The organism is Candidatus Margulisiibacteriota bacterium (assembly GCA_028706105.1).
GTDB lineage: Bacteria > Margulisbacteria > Riflemargulisbacteria > GWF2-35-9 > DYQY01 > DYQY01.
Genome location: JAQWCF010000036.1, coordinates 1 through 17836, shown reverse-complemented (window position 1 = coordinate 17836; position 17836 = coordinate 1). Strand labels below are relative to the sequence as shown.

Here is a 17836-nt window from a genome sequence, read left to right as displayed (position 1 = left end):
ATTAAGATATTTCCTAACAAAGTCTATCTCAAGATAAGATAGCTTAGACTTGCGTGTCGCAAAGTATTGTCGAATTCTATATGTAACTTTAGCCATACACACTCCTAGTGTTTAAAGTGTCTTGTCCCTGTCGCCAACATCGCCATCTTATTGTCATTACATACCTTAACGCTTTCTTCGTCTTTTATAGAGCCTCCAGGCTGAATAACAGCAGTTATACCAGCTTTAGCAGCTAATTCCAAACTATCTCCAAATGGGAAAAAAGCATCAGAAGCTAAAACAGAACCTTTGGCCTTATCCCCTGCTCGTTTAATAGCAAGCTCTGTTGCTTCAACTCTGCTCATCTGTCCCGCACCAACACCAACCAACACACCATCTTTAACTAAAATAATGGCATTGCTTTTAACTGTTGGCAAGATATTCCAACCTATTTCCATATCATGTACTTCTTTTTCCGTTGGAGTTCGGTCTGTCACAACTTTCCAGTCATCAGCAGTGGTAGGATCAATGTCCTTCTCCTGCACTAACAGTCCTCCATCAACTTTTCTGACATCAAATTCTCCAATATCTTCAAAAAAATCTTCTTTAGCAAGCAAACGAAGATTCTTCTTCTCACTAAAAATTTTCACCGCTTCCTCTGAAAAAGAAGGAGCAATAATTACTTCTACAAAAATCTTAGCTATTTCTGTTGCAGTTACTCCATCACACTCTCTGTTCAATGCAACAATGCCGCCAAAAGCAGAAATAGAATCAGCTTCATAAGCTTTTTTATAGGCATCAACAATATCTTCCGCTACTGCAGCACCGCATGGATTTGTATGTTTCACAATCACCACACATGGCTCCATAAAGCGCCTGCACATAGAATAAGCGGCACTCGTATCCAAATAGTTATTAAAACTCATCTCTTTACCTTGCAACTGCTCTATGTTGAGAAGTCCTGATGGCGAGCCGAGCTGATAAAGAGCTGCTTGTTGATGAGAATTTTCGCCATAACGTAATATCTGGCTCCTGGATAGTCCTAGCGACATTTCTTCTAAAAATAACTCCTCGCTCGCAAATATTGGAGCAAAATAAGAAGAAATCACCGCGTCATATCTAGCGGTATGAGAAAACGCTTCTAGTGCTAATCTTTGCCTAAGCTTAACAGAAACTTTGCCTGTTTCACGTAGCTCAGAAAGCACCTCGCTATATCGCGCAGGGTTTACAATTATAATAACATCCATAAAATTTTTTGCTGCTGACCTAATCATCGTAGGACCACCAATATCTATCATCTCAATTATTTCGTCTAAACGGACACCTGGCTTCACAATAGTTTCTTCAAAAGGGTACAAATTTACAACAACGATATCTATCAGTGGTATCTTTAACTCTTTAACCGTATCCATATGTTCTTTGTTATCACGTTTAGCTAAAATCCCTCCATGAATATTAGGATTAAGCGTTTTCACCCTACCATCCATAATCTCTGGATAATGAGTAAGCTCAGTAACCGATTCTACCTTTAACCCAACTTCATTTAGTCGTTTAAGTGTTCCACCGGTTGAAAATATTTCTACGCCTAATTCTACAAGTCCCTTAGCAAACTCCTCTATTCCATCTTTTTTGAATACACTTATTAATGCTTTCATTTACTATCTCCTTTCAAGTTACAATTTTCAGTTTCTAGTGCCCAGCTTTTAGACACTCCCTCTGCCATAACCCATTCACTACGTGCAAGCTTATGACGTCTCCCTCTCAAGAGGGAGAAAAAAAGTTACGTTCCTTCCCCCTCTTGAGAGGGTGCTATTGGGAGTGTTCCCCTAGCTACTATTTTTATTGCTTCTGTATAAAGAACATGTTCTTTTTCCAAAATTCTTTCAGCTAAAGTATCTTCGTTATCATTAGGCAACACAGGAACTACTTCCTGAATAATTATTGGTCCAGAATCAAGTTCAATTGTAACAAAATGTACCGTACATCCAGAAAACTTCACACCAGCATCTAATGCTTGCTGTTGTGGATGCAACCCTTTAAATGAAGGCAAGAGTGACGGATGAATATTTAGTATCTTTGCTGGGAAAGCATTAATAAAGACAGGAGTTAATATTTTCATATACCCAGCTAGAACAACCAAATCAACGCCATGTTTTTTTAAAATATTCACCAATTCAGCATCATATTCTTCTTTGGAAGTAAAACCTTTGGGGTCAAGGAACACAGAAATCAAACCATATTCTTCCGCTATTTTTAACATCTTTGATTCTTTATTAGAAATAACAACCACAACTTCTGCCTTGAGAGTTCCGTTTAATATATTCTTATAGATAGCTTGAAAGTTTGAACCTCTACCAGATCCTAAAACCCCAAGTTTAATCAAGACTCAATAATCCCCTCAAGTATTACTTTCTTCGAACCTTTAGTAATCTTCCCGATAACCGTAATCGCTGGATCTTCTGCCATGATTTTATCAGCTGTTTCAGTGTCAGTTACCATTATCATGCCCACACTCATATTAAATGTTTTATACATTTCATGGTCACTTATCTTTCCCACTCTTTGTATAGCCTCAAATATTGGCAACTTTTCCCAGCTATTAGTATCAATTACAGCGTCTAATCCTACAGATAATACACGTTCAACATTTTCTCTAAGTCCACCACCAGTTATATTTGCAATAGCATGAATGTCATGCTTAGAACAAAGCAACAAAACCTTCTGAACATATATTAGTGTTGGAATTAAGGCTTCTTCAGATAAAGCTTTTTTCGCTTCACCTTCTAACCTATCAATGACTTTTCTTGCTAAAGAATATCCGTTGCTATGCAGTCCAGAAGAGGGAAGCCTAAGGATAACATCTCCAGCAGTAACCTTGTCGCCAGTTATTGCTTTCTTCTTATCTACAACACCAACAACAAAACCTGCTAAATCATAGTCGCCCTTTTTATAGACATCTCTCATTTCTGCGGTCTCGCCACCTATCAAAGCACATCTAGACATTTTGCATCCTTCAACAATGCCATCAACAATCATAGCAACCTTGTCTGGTTCTAGCTGATGTATTCCAATGTAATCCAAAAAAAATAAAGGTTTAGCACCTAAGCAAATAATATCATTTACACACATCGCTACTAAATCAATACCAATAGTATCATGCTTGTCTTGCTCTATTGCTAATAATAATTTTGTCCCGACACCATCAGTACCAGAAACAAGAACAGGCTCTTCGTATTCAGAAAAATCAGGACAAAACATTCCACCAAAACTACCGAAATTATCTAGGACCTGCGAATTAAAGGTACTCTTAACCTTTGGGGTAAATTTCTTAACTGATGCATATCCAGCTTCAATGTCAACGCCAGAATCTTTGTATGATAGTGATTCACTCATTTATTTTTCCACTCCGTTCCTTGTTCTTTTAAAAGGCAATTTTCAGTGATTAGTATAACATAAAGTTAACGCTCCCCCTAGTACCCACTACTCATTTTTTGCATTTAAAACTATTAATATATGTGATATTTTTCTCTTTTATAATCAATCCTCACTATGTCTTTCTTTGTAGAAATAATTTGACCTTGAGATTCTTGGCAGGGCAAAAGAATAATGTCGGCTTTAATTAATGGTAACTTTCCATTAACCCTATTTAACAAAGGGAAATAAGCTACGCCGGATATTTTATCAACAAGTGAAACATCTCTAATAATGTTTACTCTTATTAATTTATCATGAAACTCAATGGAACCACTCTTATTACTAATCTTCATCTCACCAAAAGAAAGCGTATCCCCAGCCTGTAACGATAAACGTTTACCCACATCTCCTTTTAACTGCAAATCAACAATCAAAAACAATGTTGGCTGATAAATTTTCTTTAGTAAGTATTTTTCTTTTTCTAAATCCTCTTCAGAAACTATCATCAGGCTCTTATCTTTATTAATATATACAACAGCAAACCAATCTTTTCTATTATAAAAATATAATTCTCTTTCTGCTTGGTCTGTAAAAAACCAAAAATTTACTATAATTATAGATATCAGGATTATTACAAAGGAACTCCAATACTTACGAAACAACTCTCTTTTATAAAGCCAGGTAAAAACAAATAAATAATAAACTGCAACATTTATAGTAAAGGCTTGTTTAAAAAACACACTCCTACCTGGCAGAGAATACAAAAAATCAGCTACAGTTTTCATTATAACCATTAAGCCAAAGGTAAACTTAAGTAATGGTATTGCTAATAACCCACAAACAACAGAAAGAACCATCCCCATAAACCCTACAATAACTACAACTTCAACAACAGGGCCAAACAACATATTGGCAAACAAAGCCAAAACATCAAATCGACGATTGATTAAAAAAATAATGGGAGATGTTAAAAGTATCGGACCTAATGAAACACCCAAGGGCTCTTCTAGGAACTCTGGAATATACTCATTCTTTTCTAACATTTTCTGAATTAAAGGAGAAATTTCCACAACAGAAAATGTTGCGCAAAAAGAAAGAATAAAACTAAGTGAAAAAAGCATCCCAGGTGAATAGATAAGCATTACTATTCCCGTCAATGCTAAGACTTGAAGAGTTGTCTTTGCTCTATTATCATAATTCAAAAATATAGTTATTTGCATCATAATAACTGCCCTTAACACAGATATTTCGCCTCCAACAAATAGCAAAAAAATGACATTAAACAAAAGCACGACTACAAAATTAACTTTTTTAGGAAGATTAAAGACAGAAAGAAACTTAAGCAGAATGCTGGTAAGCAAAGCGACTTGCGCTCCAGACACCACCAACATATGCAGTAATCCTAAGCTTAAAAACACATCCTGAAGACTGCTATCTAGTTCGATACCATTGACCCCAATCAAAAGACCAATCAAAAAATTTGCATAATATTCAGGGAGATATTGTTTAACATTAACAATAAATTTATTTTTAAGGTCATAAACCCACTTCAGCCAACTATCTTGCACTTTGATTATTTGTCTTGGAAAAATTGATGCGACTGGCTTACTTAATAGCTCCAATTTAGTCATGCTCTTTTCAACCATCAAATTTCCAGCCACGCTAACCTTGTCACCCAATACCAAGTTATGTTGTTTCTTATAAACCATAAACTCTTTACCAGACAAAACATCATCATCAATTACCTTACACAGAAAACCATAGCTATAAGTATTTTTAACAAATCCTTGCAAGCGGACTGCTGGAGCAACAAGGCCAATCTCTTGGAACACTTTTGCCTTATTTTGAATTACAAAAAATGTATAAAAAAAGAATATTGAAAAAATAATTGTTAAAAATAAAAAAACCCTATACTCTTTCCTTTTAAAACCAAACAAAAGCAGACCAAACAATAAAACAAAGAACCCAAAATATATCTGCGCATATACTGCTGCAATAATCGCAACAATGATTGATAAAAACACCACAATTAACATACTTATAAAATATCAATTTATTATTATAACGTCAAATATTTATATTATATATTTAACTACGTTATAATAACTGCTTTCCCAAGTTCAAAAAAATGATATAATCTATACATATGAAAAAAGATGACATTTATTCTAAAGAAATGGACCCACTACCAGCTTTCTCTTTTAATGAAAATGTTGCAGAAGTTTTTGACGACATGATTTCCAGATCTGTTCCCTGCTATCAAGACACGCAGATGTTAATAGCAAACACTGTCCTTAATTTTTACCAAAAAGGAACAAATATCTATGACCTTGGTTGTTCAACTGGTGAAACATTCAAAACACTAAGCAAATTATCTCCAAACATATCAAGCATGATTGGCATAGATTATTCTCTGGCGATGATTGAGAAAGCAAAAAATAAATGCAAAGACCTAAAAAACATTAATTTTATTTACGCTGATGTGCTAAACATTCAATATGAGAACACTTCAGCGGTAGTCATGAACTATTTATTGCAGTTTATGACGATACCTAAAAGAGTTGAATTATTAAAAAAAATTAAAAATGCACTAACTCCTAACGGAACTGTTATTATTTTTGAAAAAATCATCAGCAAAGAATTCAAAGATGACTTTATTAGTATCCATGAGCTTTTCAAAGAACAACAAGGATACAGCAAAATGGAAGTCAAACAAAAACGACAAGCACTAGAAAATGTATTGATACCACTAACTTACGAAGAGAACAAAAGACTGATTCAAGACGCAGGCTTTACTAAAGTTGAAAAATGCTTTCAATACTTAAACTTCTGCGGGATACTCTGTAGTTAATATGTCAATATTATTCATTTTTACTCAAATAAAACAAAAAAAAACCTATATTCAAACCCATCCTCCTCTTGGAATTAGTTATTTAATCTCGTACCTAAAAAGCAAAGGGCTATCTCCACTTGGAATAGACCTATTAATCGATACCGAGGAAACTGTTTATAAAACTATTGCTGACAATAAAATTGAATACGCTTGTGTTTCTGTTTGCTATAGAACAATTCAAACAACAATTGAATTATCTGAAAGCATTAAACTACGATATCCTAATATCAAAATAATTTGGGGAGGTCCCCATGTTGAATTTTTATTAGATCATTTAAATCAAACCTATCTTGATTACCTTATCTTTGGTGAAGGAGAAGAACCTTTGTACCAATTATTAACCAATATAAAGAATCCAAACTTCAACCCCTATAGCATACCTAATATTGCTTTTTTGTTTAACAACCAAATACTTCAAACTCCAAGAGTAAAACCAACACATACGCTTGACTCTTTACCCTTTCCAGACAGGGAATGGGTGGACATAAACAAATACCTAAAAACAATGGGTCCAAAATCATGCTATATAATAGGTAGTCGTTATTGCCCTCATAATTGTAGCTTTTGCATAAACTCTTGCAACAACAATCCCTTTAGATCAAGATCTGTTCCAAATATCATTGAAGAAATTCGTTTTATAAAAAAAACTTATCCTCAATATACACAATTCTTCTTAACCGACGAAACACTGAACCAATCAAAAGAAAGATTAGTTGAATTATGTACTGCCCTAGAAAAAGAAAACATTGAATGGACTGGCAATATGCGTGTTGATAACTATATGGATGATAAAGAATTAATAGAATTAATTAAATCTTCAGGTAACAAATTTATTGAGATTGGAATAGAAAGCGGCTCTCAGCAAATATTAAACATGAATAACAAAAATATTTCATTAAAAACAGTAGATTCGTTTTTAAAAATCACTACTTCTCTTAACATGCCAGTAATTTGTAATTTTATGATGCCACATTTTCAAGACACACCTGAAACATTAAAAAAAACTATGGACTTAATAATGCATTTATCAGCTAATTACTTTATTGTACTAGTTATTCTAAGAACAGTAATTATGCCAACTGAAAAAAACAAGCAAATTATTAAGCAATATGGGATCATTGCCACTAGTGATGGAACAATCGTAAAGACAAATAACCTCCCAGATTATCTAATAAACAGCTTCTTGTCTAAAGCGCAAGAACACACAAAAAAAAATACACTGAAAAATGCTCAAAAAATATTCTTATCCCAAGGATTTGATTTGATGAATTCTATGGAAGTTTTCAACTCCTTAGACTTTAAAAACGATAAAAGCATTAATGACCTATTGTCTGCTTTTCTATAAAAACATCAAAACATAAACACACTGTCGATATTTCTTAAATAAACCTTTATAATTCTAAACATGTCAGAACTCCTACCAGAAACGTCAGTCTATATTACAAATGATACCCGTCAAACCCGTTGGGCTATCCCCTATTCGCACGAAGCAACTAACGCTAGAGCCAATATTTTACTTTATAAAAACAAAAAACATATTAAAGACAAAGCTGTTTTGGACCTAGGTTGTCATTTCGGAACAATGACATCTATCTGCTCATCCCTTGGAGCAAAAAAAATAGTTGGAATAGACGGAGATGGAAGCCTAATTAAACAAGCAAAAAATTTCGCAATACAAGCAAAATCAACAAATGTAGAATTTATTAAACAAGATGTCATAGAATATTTAACCAATCTTGCAGAAAACTCCTTTGATACCATACTTTGTTTTGGCCTTCTTTATTACATTCCAGACAATTTCCATCTACTTAAACTCATGAAAAAAGTTGCCAAAGAAGCAATAATCTTAGACACTTTCACTGCTTACTATAATATTATTCAAGGAAAAGATGGTCCTAAGTATTTCCAAACTCTTTCTGAAGATGCATTACAACAACCACTCATGCTTCACTCTATTACTAAAGCAAAAAAACAGAAACACTACGAGCTTGAGCAAAACACTTTCAAACCCCAGCCAAAGCAAAATCCGCTAACTTTGCTAACTTGTCCTACAAAACAATTATTAGAACTTTATTTTCAAGCCCTAAATGTAAGTTACAAACAATTAAACTGGGAAAAACATCTTAAAAATCCGAAGATGAAATGGCAAGAATTAGAACCACCTAAAGCAAAAACAAATTTACATTGGAGCGATATTTATTCAACAGGAGTCAGAGTCAGCTACCTAATAAAAAAGTGAGCACAGCTCACTTTTTTAAATCCCCTACTGCTATCTTACCCCCTGCAGTCCGATAGCAGTCCCCGTATCTATATAATCTCTTATGCCCTATTTTCTGTTTTTTAAACTTCTTATTTTTAATTTTCTCTTATCAAATAAAACAACAATCTTTTTTTCAAACCTTTTTTAAGCGGCCACGTTAAAATAACCTGCCAAATTTTGTTTAAAATCTCTTTTGGCAATTACTGGAGCAAACTCTTTATATTCCAATTCACCATCTAATATCCCTAAGATACTTTTTGCGTTATCAACTGATGTCCATTTTGAATTATTAATAACAAACTCAACACGACAAACATCTTTATCTTTAATAATAAGCTCTAAGCTTTCATCCTCAATAGAATTGTTATAAAAGCTTATTTTGTCTTGCATTTTTTTCAAGACCATTTCATAAACTTCTTTTTTATCAACATTTAACATAACCATATCTTCTTTGGTTAATACCTTTTGTGCCAAACTCATTTTATTCCCCCCAATTTTTCTTTACATTAGAGCTATTCCCTTTATCAAAGCTCACTAAACATTAGAAATATGAATTTTTTATGTTTTATCTGTTTAGTTAACTACGTCGCTGTTTATCTGTTGAACTGTTCAAAGAATTTGGTTTATTAACTTTTATCCAAAAAATAAAAACATCAATAATTCCACAGTTAAACAAATAAACAATTCAATATTTAAGCTTTTGAACTTTAGCCTTTAGCTTTAAGCTTTTAGCTTTAGTCTTTTCGCTATATAATAAACAAAACCCTAAGGAGGCACATTATGAATCAATCAAAAACAAATATTGCTATCAGTTCACAAAAAACTTTTTTTAACAGAGTTTTCTCTTGGATGACACTTGGACTACTCGCTACTGGGGTAACATCCCTGTACGTTGCATCGTCCCCAGCACTTATTAATTTTTTTCTAGGTAACACCATTATATTTTTTGGATTAATTATCTTACAGCTATTTGCTGTTGGCATGCTTGCCGCAAAAATTAACTCCTTTAGCGAACAACAAGCGTCTATGATCTTCCTTGGCTACTCCATTCTAAACGGCATTACCCTCTCAGGCTTATTTCTAATGTATACTGGCGCTTCAATTGCTCTTGCTTTCTTTATCACTGCAGGCACTTTTGCTACCATGACAATTTATGGCTATACAACAAAAAGCGACTTATCAGAGATGGGACAACTTATGTTCATGGGGCTCATTGGAATAATAATCGCGAGCGTAATTAATATGTTTTTAAAAAGCGAGTTTATGTACTGGTTAATCTCTTATGCAGGTGTTGCAATCTTCATTGGACTGACAGCTTGGGATGTACAAAAACTTAAGCTTATTTCACAAAACGCAGCTTCTGAGGAAGAACACAAAAAACTGGCAATATTTGGAGCATTAACGCTTTACCTAGACTTCATTAATCTTTTCATTTTAATGTTAAGAATAGTTGGGAACAGAAACAGAGATTTTTAAAGGAGAAGTAATGGGACAAACTATAACGGAAAAAATTTTAGCAAAAGCAGCCAATAAAAAAACAGTAACACCTGGCGAAAATATTTGGGTTAACATTGATGTACTTATGACTCATGATGTTTGTGGGCCAGCAACAGTCGGTATTTTTGAAGACAAATTTGGAAAGGAAGCAGAAGTTTTCGATAAAGAAAATTTAATAATTATTCCTGACCATTACATCCACACTTGTGACACAAAAGCTCACCGAAATGTAGAAACACTTAGGACTTTTGTTAAAAAACATAATATTCCTAACTTCTATGACCCCGCAAATGATAGCTATATGGGCGTTTGTCATGTAACAATGCCTGAAAAAGGTCATGTCCGACCTGGCGAAATTATATTAGGAACGGATTCTCACACTTGTACTCACGGAGCGCTTGGTGCTTTTGCAACAGGAGTTGGCAACACTGATGCGGCCTTTGCCTTGGGCACTGGAAAAACTTGGTTAAAAGTTCCTGAAACTTGTAAGTTTATCCTGAACGGAACTATGCCAAAAAACCTGATGGCCAAAGACCTTATCCTGCATGTAATTGGTGATATCGGCGTTGATGGAGCAACTTACTGTGCCATGGAATTCGAAGGCACAACAATTGACGCATTGTCTATTGATGAAAGAATGACTATTTGCAACATGGCAATTGAAGCTGGTGGCAAAAATGGGATTATTGCTGCTGATGAAAAAACCATTAAATATGTAAAATCTAAAACTAATAAAAAGTTTGAAATCTTTAAAAGTGATGAAGATGCAACTTATAAATACGTAAAAACCTATGACGTATCAAAACTTGAACCATGTGTTGCAGCGCCTCATTCTCCTGATAATAAAAGACTTGTTAGTGCATGCTCTGATGTAACAATAACTCAAGCTTACATTGGTTCTTGCACTGGTGGCAAAATCACAGATTTTATAGCTGCTGCAACAATCCTTAAAGATAAAAAAGTAAAGGTTACTACTTACGTTGTACCTTCTACAACTTTTATTGAAAAGGAAATGAAAGACACCAAGATAGACGGAAAGTCTTTAATGCAAATATTTGCTGATGCTGGATGCAAAATAGGTCAACCGTCCTGTGCTGCTTGTTTAGGTGGACCAGATGATACTTTCGGACGTACACACGATAAGGAAATAGTTGTCTCTACTACAAACAGGAATTTTCCTGGCAGAATGGGTTCAATGAATTCACAAGTATATCTTGCTTCACCATATACAACCGCAGCAAGTGCATTGACAGGTAAAATCACAGACCCTCTCAGGTTTTTATAAGGAAAGGCAGAAAAATGAAAGAAAAAATATCAGGCAAAGTTTATGTGTTAGGTAATAACATTGATACAGACCAAATTATTCCAGCTAAATTTTTAAGCTATAATCCTTCCCTTGCTGAGGAAAGAAAATACTTTGGCAAATATGCTCTCTCTGGCGTTCCGGAAGGACAACAAGGACTACCCGCTGGCGACAAACCTTTTATTAAAGAAGGGTTTAGCTCAGAATATAAAATTGTGATTGGTGGTGAAAACTTCGGATGTGGCTCATCTAGAGAACATGCTCCTCTGGCTCTAAATGAAGCAGGGACTGAAGTAGTTATTGCTAACTCTTTTGCGAGAATTTTTTATAGAAACTCAGTAAATGGTGGGTACATTATTCCTTACGAAACAGAACTAACGCTTAACAAATCCTTTAAAACCGACGATATGGCAGAAATAGATATTGTTAATAATTCTATTAAAAACGTAACAACTGGAAAAGTTTTTGAGCTAAAGTCACTTGGTGGTATATTACCTATTCTTGAAGCTGGCGACATTTTCAAGTATGCTAAAGAAAATAACATCAACTAAGGAGAAAAACTATGGAACCATGGATTATCAAAGGACCGCTAATAATAATTTTACTCATCTTAGTTTTTCTATTTGTTGGATGCATTGTTCAAGATGTAAAAGCCAAAAGACCATTTTTTTTAAGGATAAAAGACAAAGAATAATCTGAAAAGAAAATTGACATTGTATTACAATAATTACAATACAACTAATAAAAAGGTGAACTTATAATGGTTGACTTTATACTCCAAGAAAACAACGATGGACCTTTTGATTTTCATTCTGCTTTAAAAACATATACTTATGACCAAGATAAATTTATCCACCCTCAAATAACTTATGCAAAAACATACAAAAAAGTCATTAAAACCATTGAAAACACAAAACTAATTACAATAACTGAAGAACTCCCTGTTTTTAGCTATGATTTCTCTAATGGGGAAATTACTACTCACGGCAAGGGAGTAACCAAAGAACAAGCAAAGTCTAGTGCAATTATGGAATTCTGCGAAAGATATAGTTGGCTAAACTTTGACTATAAAAATGCCCCTGGTTACTTGGTAGCATCATTTATCGAGCTTGCAGAAAAAGACGATATGTCTTACATTGAGCCTGCCTTTGTTTTCCATAGCTCCGAAAAACATAAAGAACTCGAAGCTAAAATAAAATCAATACCTACCAAATGGATTGATGGATTTTCTTTAACAAACAACAAAACAGTCAAATACCCTCTTAGTTGGATAAATTACATACACGGTTCCAATGGGATTTGTACTGGAAATATCAAAGAAGAAGCTATTGTCCAAGGAATCTGTGAAATTATTGAAAGAAACAATTGTAATAGATTCGTAAGGAATTATAAAAATGAAAAAATAAATATTATAGATAATAATAGTATTGAGCATGATTGGTTTAAGGACATCCTAACTTTTTTTAAAAAAGAAAAAACTCAGCTTTTTCTTTTACATATCTCGACTGGTTGCAATTTACCTGTTGTCCTTGCTTATTGTATAAATGACACATTCCCTCAGTCCTACAGCAAGGGAGTAGGATATGGCTGTCATACTAACCCAACTAAAGCGGTGTTACGTGCAATCACAGAATACTTCCAGTCCAGAACAGGTATTATTGAAAAACAAAAAAACGTAGCATTTAAAAAAATTTCTACTAAACATAATTTCATCTACTACTTGAATTTAGACATAAACTGGATTGATAAAAACAATACACGAATTCCAATAAACAACATAAAAGACATTTCTGATAATGATTTTAAAAAAGAAATAAACACTCTTATCGATATTACTAAACAATATGGGATGGAAATAATTATTGCAAACAAAAAACACCCCAAACTTAACGTGCCCGTCTATAAGGTTTTTTCACCCCAGGCAGAACCACCAATGAACCTAAGCCCACACGCACATATGCCCGAGTGGATAATTGCTCAAATGTACTATGAAGCAGAAATGGTTAATGAATCAGAAGATTTTATCAAAAAAAATCAAAATAAAATAACTGATTTTGATGATTCTATCTTTGATAATTTTACAGAACCAATATTTGGCAAAACTATTTCTGACTTTGCCAAAAAAACTATGAAAACGATGAAAATGAACTCAAATATGTTATGTAAAAAAAATTATTTGTTAGTATTGTCTGAGATGGCTTCCGTTGACAAAACCGCAGAAGAAAATATAAATAAATATTCCAAATATTAAGGTTATTAACTATTGCCTTTCAACGACCCTATTTAGAAAGATTGATTATCTTTAAAAGAGATGATATCTTTTAAAGACTACAAAATAAACCAACAAAACCAACTTTGGTGTGACAGCTGATTACAACATAGAAAAAAGGGAACTGCTTTATGATTGATTTTATTCTTAAAGAAAATAATGATGGTCCGTTTGATTTAAAATCTACTCTGAAAACATATACCTATGATCAAGATAAATTTATCCATCCTCAAATAACTTATGCAAAAATATACAAGAAAGTTATCAACAACATAGAAAATACAAAATTAATCACAATTGAGGAGGAACCTCCTGTGTTTAGTTATGACTTTTCCAATGGAGAATTAACTACTCACGGCAAAGGCGTAACCATTGAGCAAGCAAAATCCAGTGCAATAATGGAATTCTGTGAAAGATATAGTTGGCTTAACTTTGACTATAAAAATACTCCAGGATATATGGTTGACTCCCTTAATGAATTGTCAAAAAAAGACGACATGTCCTACATTGAGCCTGCCTTTGTTTTCCATAGCATTGAAAATTCCAAAGAATTTGAACCTCACTTAAAATCAATCCCGATAAAATGGATAGACGGATTTTCTTTAACAAACAATAAAACAGTCAAATACCCGCTTAGTTGGATAAACTACATGCATGGTTCTAACGGGATATGTACCGGAAACATAAAAGAAGAAGCTATCGTTCAAGGGATATGTGAAATTGTTGAAAGAAATAATTGCAATAAATTTATAAGAAATTATAAAAATGAAAAAATAAATATTATAGATAACAATAGCATTGAACATCCGGGGTTTAAGGAAATACTTAAATTCCTTAAAAAAGAAAAAACAGAACTTTATCTTTTACATATTCCCACTGGATGTGACTTGCCTGTTATTATGGCGTGGTGCAACAATAATGATTTATTGCCACAAATAATCCAAAGTGGCGTAGGCTATGGTTGTCATACTGATCCTGTAAAAGCTGTCTTACGTGCCGTAACAGAATATTTCCAAGGCAGAACTGGAATTATTAAAGCCCAACAAAAACTTCCTTTTAAAATGGCAATGACTAAAAGTAATTATATTTTTAATCTAGATATAGACATGCAATGGATTGTTAAAAACAACAAACATATTCCAATACATAATATAAAAAATATTTCTTCAAATGATTTTAAAGAAGAAATTGATTGCCTTATAGAAATTACGAAACAAAGTGGCTTTGAAATAATCATTGCCAACAAAAAACACACAAGGCTAAATGTCCCAGTATATAGAGTTTTTTCTCCTCAAGCAGAACCACCTGTCGACCTATGCAACAACTATTATATCCCTGAATGGATAATTGCCCAAATGTATTATGAGGCTGGTATGATTGAACAATCAGAAGAAATTATTGAAAAATATAAAGATCAGATTCCTGGATTTATGTATTCAATGATTAATAACTTTGCAATCCCAATGTTTGGTTCTGGTATTTCTAATTTACTAAAAAATATTATTAAGTCTACAAAATTAAATGCAAACCAGTTATGTAAAAAAGATTATTTGATTGTCCAAGAAAGTGTTGCTTACATTAAAAAAAGTGCAGAAGAAACTTTAAAAGATTTTACTGGCTTCAAATAACGAAAACTATTTAGATAGACATACCCTTTTTATGGTCATCCTTTAATTTAGAAACTATGTCACGTTGATTATAATGACTTGCATCAACATTATTTAATGTATCAAGATTGTCTTGCAACATCTCTTTCTCTTCGCTTACTTGTACCTCTTCATCTTCACAAATATTGCCCAAAACCTGAACTTCGGTTGTCTCTTTATGCTTTGCTATCTCTTCCTTATTTGTATTTATTTGTTTTTTTATTTTCTTCAAATCTGTTTGGAAAATTTTCTGTATCCTATTTTCAGCTTTTTCAATATCTAATTTAAAAACATTTACTTCTGATACAACATCTGCGTTTTCCTGATTGTCTTGTTTTAAGTTCAATTCAATTTGATTTGATTTTGAATATTCCTGAACACATTCCACAACTTGGTCCATTTTAAACTCATCAATAGACACTAGCCCTTCATCACTTAAACCTTCTAACCACATCTGAATATCTTGAGGAGAATAATCGGACCGTACAAATGGTCCTAGCTTTTCTGTTAACTCTTCCATTTTATTTTCCAATTCTTGTTTCTTCAAAAGAAGTTTTGCTAAAATCTTCTCCAAGCTATTTGCCCCAATCTGTTGAATCTTCTCATTCAAATCAGCACAAACCTGCATTTCTTGGTCAAGTTTAACCCGATCAACTTTTGCAACAATAGCCTTATTAGAAATATCCTCTTCTTGTACAACATAAAAGTCATCATTTATCTCTTTACGTGCATTTTCAGCACAAAAAAGATAATCTCTAATTTTCAATAAATTTCTGCTTTGTGGATAGAAATCAAGGATACCATCCAAAACTGGTATAGGATAATAAGCTAACACATCTTTTAACCGATCTGCACTTTTGGATTCTTGTAAAACTCCCTTAAAAGCTAAAACTAATTGATTACTAAAATAACCCACTTTTGCATCATGAAATTTAAGCTTATCCTGTTTATAGATTAAATTTGCTATCTTTCCTAAATTTTGTATTTCTTTTACTGAATATCCTCGGATACCTTGAGAAACTTTTTTTAAAACAAAATCAATAGCCAAATCAAAATTTTGTTTCTGATCAAGATTACTTAAAATCTGTTCTATATTCATTGTTTATTTGCCTCCGCCACCATTTTCTCAACGAACCCACTTTCTGATAATCTACCTAATGCTTTTGTGATAGCTAATTGAAAATATTCAGGAATCTCTTCTGTATCATTAATTTCTTCTCTTTTTACTAACCCCTGTAACTCTAACTCTTCCATTTCATCAAAAACCTCTTTTGTAATCTTCTTAAGGAGCTCAGTTTCTTCCTCCTTAAATTTCTCTACTAATCTTCCAGTACGCTCAACCAATGTAGTAAACTCATTAATTGCCTCTGGCTCAAGTTCTTCAACCTTAAAACCATCTAGTTTAAGTAATTCTTCTGCCACTTCAGGATTAAACTTTTTAACATAATTCATGGGGTCTGAGGAAACTATTGCTAATATCCTTTTGTGCTGTTCTAGATTTATTGGAATAATATATCTAATGGTTACTTCTATAAAGATATCAGCCCTATCTAAAATAAAGCTATCTTCCTGGAATTCAATATACTTTACTAAATTAATACTATCAATGGGTGTCATTAATACTGCATTTTCCAAAAACATTTCAATGTTCTTATCTATTAAATATTGCTTAACCGATTCATATGAATATGCATCAGAATCCTTGATCTGTTCCTCTACAGATTTAAGGTCAGAAAAAGTTTTTAATTCACCCACTAGTTCTTTTAATCGATTTAACACATTATGCTTTTTGCTCATTGTTTTTAATAAACCTTGCAAAAGACTAGAACCAAAAGCCTTATTCGAGCTTAGGTTTTTAAAATCAATACTTTTGAAAAAACTATGCATATTCAATTTATCATCATCTATCGAGTTATCCCGAACTGATAAAATAAAACTAACAATTTGTTCTACGGATGTTCTTTCTTCTGGATCCTTAATAGATGAGGCTTTGCTTTTGATATTCTCAATTTCTGCAAATAAATCAGACATAAACTGCTCTGAATTATAAACACTAAAATAAATATCATTTTGCATATTATAAGGAACAAACTCTTTCTTCTCTACGTCTCTCCATCCTACTGCGTATGTGTCTGCAATTTTAACAATCTTATTATAAAAAATAATAAAATCTTTCTCTTCAGTATAGGGATTACATTCATAAACACCCTTCATATTATCCATAATTCTCATTAATGCTGAAAAATCGTTGATATTCTTTATAACTCTTGTCTGTACCCACTCGTCTTTAATAATCAGAGTCATGCTGACAATGCTTTCCATAACGACTTCTACTTTATAGATATAGTCTTGGATAGTAAATTCAAAAACATCTTCTTCATATTTTGGATTAAAGGAAAACTCAGACATATCATCTAAATACTTATTAATAACCTCTTCTGAAAAATCCCCTGTTCCTCCTACAGATAAAGGAATATCCAAAAAATCCTTCATAAGCTTATATAGTTTTGGTCCTTGAAAAGCATCTCCATAATCTGTACTTATATCAAGAACTGGCATATCTTCCCAAGGTTCT

16 protein-coding genes are annotated in these 17836 nt (G+C 33.0%); 9 read left to right on the top strand and 7 right to left on the bottom strand.

The window, feature by feature from the left end; translation table 11 throughout:
• Nucleotides 1-104: 104 nt before the first annotated feature.
• The 4 genes from purH to PHF25_05185 form a co-directional block, all read right to left on the bottom strand.
• The gene (gene purH, locus PHF25_05200; protein MDD4527418.1) at nucleotides 105-1634 is read right to left on the bottom strand and encodes a bifunctional phosphoribosylaminoimidazolecarboxamide formyltransferase/IMP cyclohydrolase; all 1530 of its coding nucleotides are present in this window, start codon (nucleotides 1632-1634) and stop codon (nucleotides 105-107) included.
• A gap of 125 nt (nucleotides 1635-1759) precedes the next feature.
• A complete protein-coding gene (gene purN, locus PHF25_05195) occupies nucleotides 1760-2362 on the bottom strand; it encodes a phosphoribosylglycinamide formyltransferase (GenBank protein ID MDD4527417.1) in 603 nt (200 codons plus the stop codon).
• Nucleotides 2359-3372, bottom strand: a complete 1014-nt coding sequence (purM, locus tag PHF25_05190) for a phosphoribosylformylglycinamidine cyclo-ligase (protein MDD4527416.1) — start codon at nucleotides 3370-3372, stop codon at nucleotides 2359-2361. Before purM ends, purN begins: the two co-directional genes overlap by 4 nt.
• Nucleotides 3373-3485: 113 nt before the next feature.
• Nucleotides 3486-5429 carry a ComEC/Rec2 family competence protein gene (locus PHF25_05185; GenBank protein ID MDD4527415.1) on the bottom strand — a complete coding sequence of 648 codons (1944 nt, stop codon included), beginning with the start codon at nucleotides 5427-5429 and terminating at the stop codon, nucleotides 3486-3488.
• Nucleotides 5430-5539: 110 nt separating this feature from the next.
• Here PHF25_05185 and cmoA point away from each other — a divergent pair, with 110 nt between their 5' ends.
• The 3 genes from cmoA to PHF25_05170 are packed head-to-tail and all read left to right on the top strand — an operon-like array spanning nucleotide 5540 to nucleotide 8525.
• Complete coding sequence (cmoA, locus tag PHF25_05180; GenBank protein ID MDD4527414.1) at nucleotides 5540-6244, top strand: carboxy-S-adenosyl-L-methionine synthase CmoA; 705 nt, start codon at nucleotides 5540-5542, stop codon at nucleotides 6242-6244.
• A gap of 1 nt (nucleotide 6245) precedes the next feature.
• The gene (locus PHF25_05175; protein MDD4527413.1) at nucleotides 6246-7631 is read left to right on the top strand and encodes a radical SAM protein; all 1386 of its coding nucleotides are present in this window, start codon (nucleotides 6246-6248) and stop codon (nucleotides 7629-7631) included.
• Between the two features lie 60 nt (nucleotides 7632-7691).
• On the top strand, nucleotides 7692-8525 hold the full coding sequence (locus PHF25_05170; GenBank protein ID MDD4527412.1) for a methyltransferase domain-containing protein: 834 nt from the start codon (nucleotides 7692-7694) through the stop codon (nucleotides 8523-8525).
• 165 nt (nucleotides 8526-8690) lie between these two features.
• On the opposite strand, the gene PHF25_05165 is transcribed toward PHF25_05170, so the two are convergent.
• Nucleotides 8691-9026: a hypothetical protein gene (locus tag PHF25_05165; protein MDD4527411.1), complete on the bottom strand. Its 336-nt coding sequence runs from the start codon at nucleotides 9024-9026 to the stop codon at nucleotides 8691-8693.
• Between the two features lie 300 nt (nucleotides 9027-9326).
• On the opposite strand from PHF25_05165, the gene PHF25_05160 reads away from it, so the two are divergent.
• The 6 genes from PHF25_05160 to PHF25_05135 all read left to right on the top strand — a co-directional run bounded on the left by PHF25_05160 (nucleotide 9327) and on the right by PHF25_05135 (nucleotide 15243).
• On the top strand, nucleotides 9327-10022 hold the full coding sequence (locus PHF25_05160; protein ID MDD4527410.1) for a Bax inhibitor-1/YccA family protein: 696 nt from the start codon (nucleotides 9327-9329) through the stop codon (nucleotides 10020-10022).
• Nucleotides 10023-10032: 10 nt separating this feature from the next.
• Nucleotides 10033-11328, top strand: coding sequence for a 3-isopropylmalate dehydratase large subunit (locus PHF25_05155; protein ID MDD4527409.1), 1296 nt, complete (start codon nucleotides 10033-10035; stop codon nucleotides 11326-11328).
• Between the two features lie 14 nt (nucleotides 11329-11342).
• Nucleotides 11343-11897 carry a 3-isopropylmalate dehydratase gene (locus PHF25_05150; protein ID MDD4527408.1) on the top strand — a complete coding sequence of 185 codons (555 nt, stop codon included), beginning with the start codon at nucleotides 11343-11345 and terminating at the stop codon, nucleotides 11895-11897.
• 11 nt (nucleotides 11898-11908) lie between these two features.
• Complete coding sequence (locus PHF25_05145; protein ID MDD4527407.1) at nucleotides 11909-12040, top strand: hypothetical protein; 132 nt, start codon at nucleotides 11909-11911, stop codon at nucleotides 12038-12040.
• Between the two features lie 66 nt (nucleotides 12041-12106).
• The gene (locus PHF25_05140) at nucleotides 12107-13597 is read left to right on the top strand and encodes a YcaO-like family protein (protein MDD4527406.1); all 1491 of its coding nucleotides are present in this window, start codon (nucleotides 12107-12109) and stop codon (nucleotides 13595-13597) included.
• 149 nt (nucleotides 13598-13746) lie between these two features.
• On the top strand, nucleotides 13747-15243 hold the full coding sequence (locus PHF25_05135; protein MDD4527405.1) for a YcaO-like family protein: 1497 nt from the start codon (nucleotides 13747-13749) through the stop codon (nucleotides 15241-15243).
• A gap of 10 nt (nucleotides 15244-15253) precedes the next feature.
• On the opposite strand, the gene PHF25_05130 is transcribed toward PHF25_05135, so the two are convergent.
• On the bottom strand, nucleotides 15254-16360 hold the full coding sequence (locus PHF25_05130; protein ID MDD4527404.1) for a hypothetical protein: 1107 nt from the start codon (nucleotides 16358-16360) through the stop codon (nucleotides 15254-15256).
• A partial coding sequence (locus PHF25_05125) for a hypothetical protein (protein MDD4527403.1) occupies nucleotides 16357-17836 on the bottom strand: 1480 nt, incomplete at its 5' end. The genes PHF25_05130 and PHF25_05125, both read right to left, overlap by 4 nt.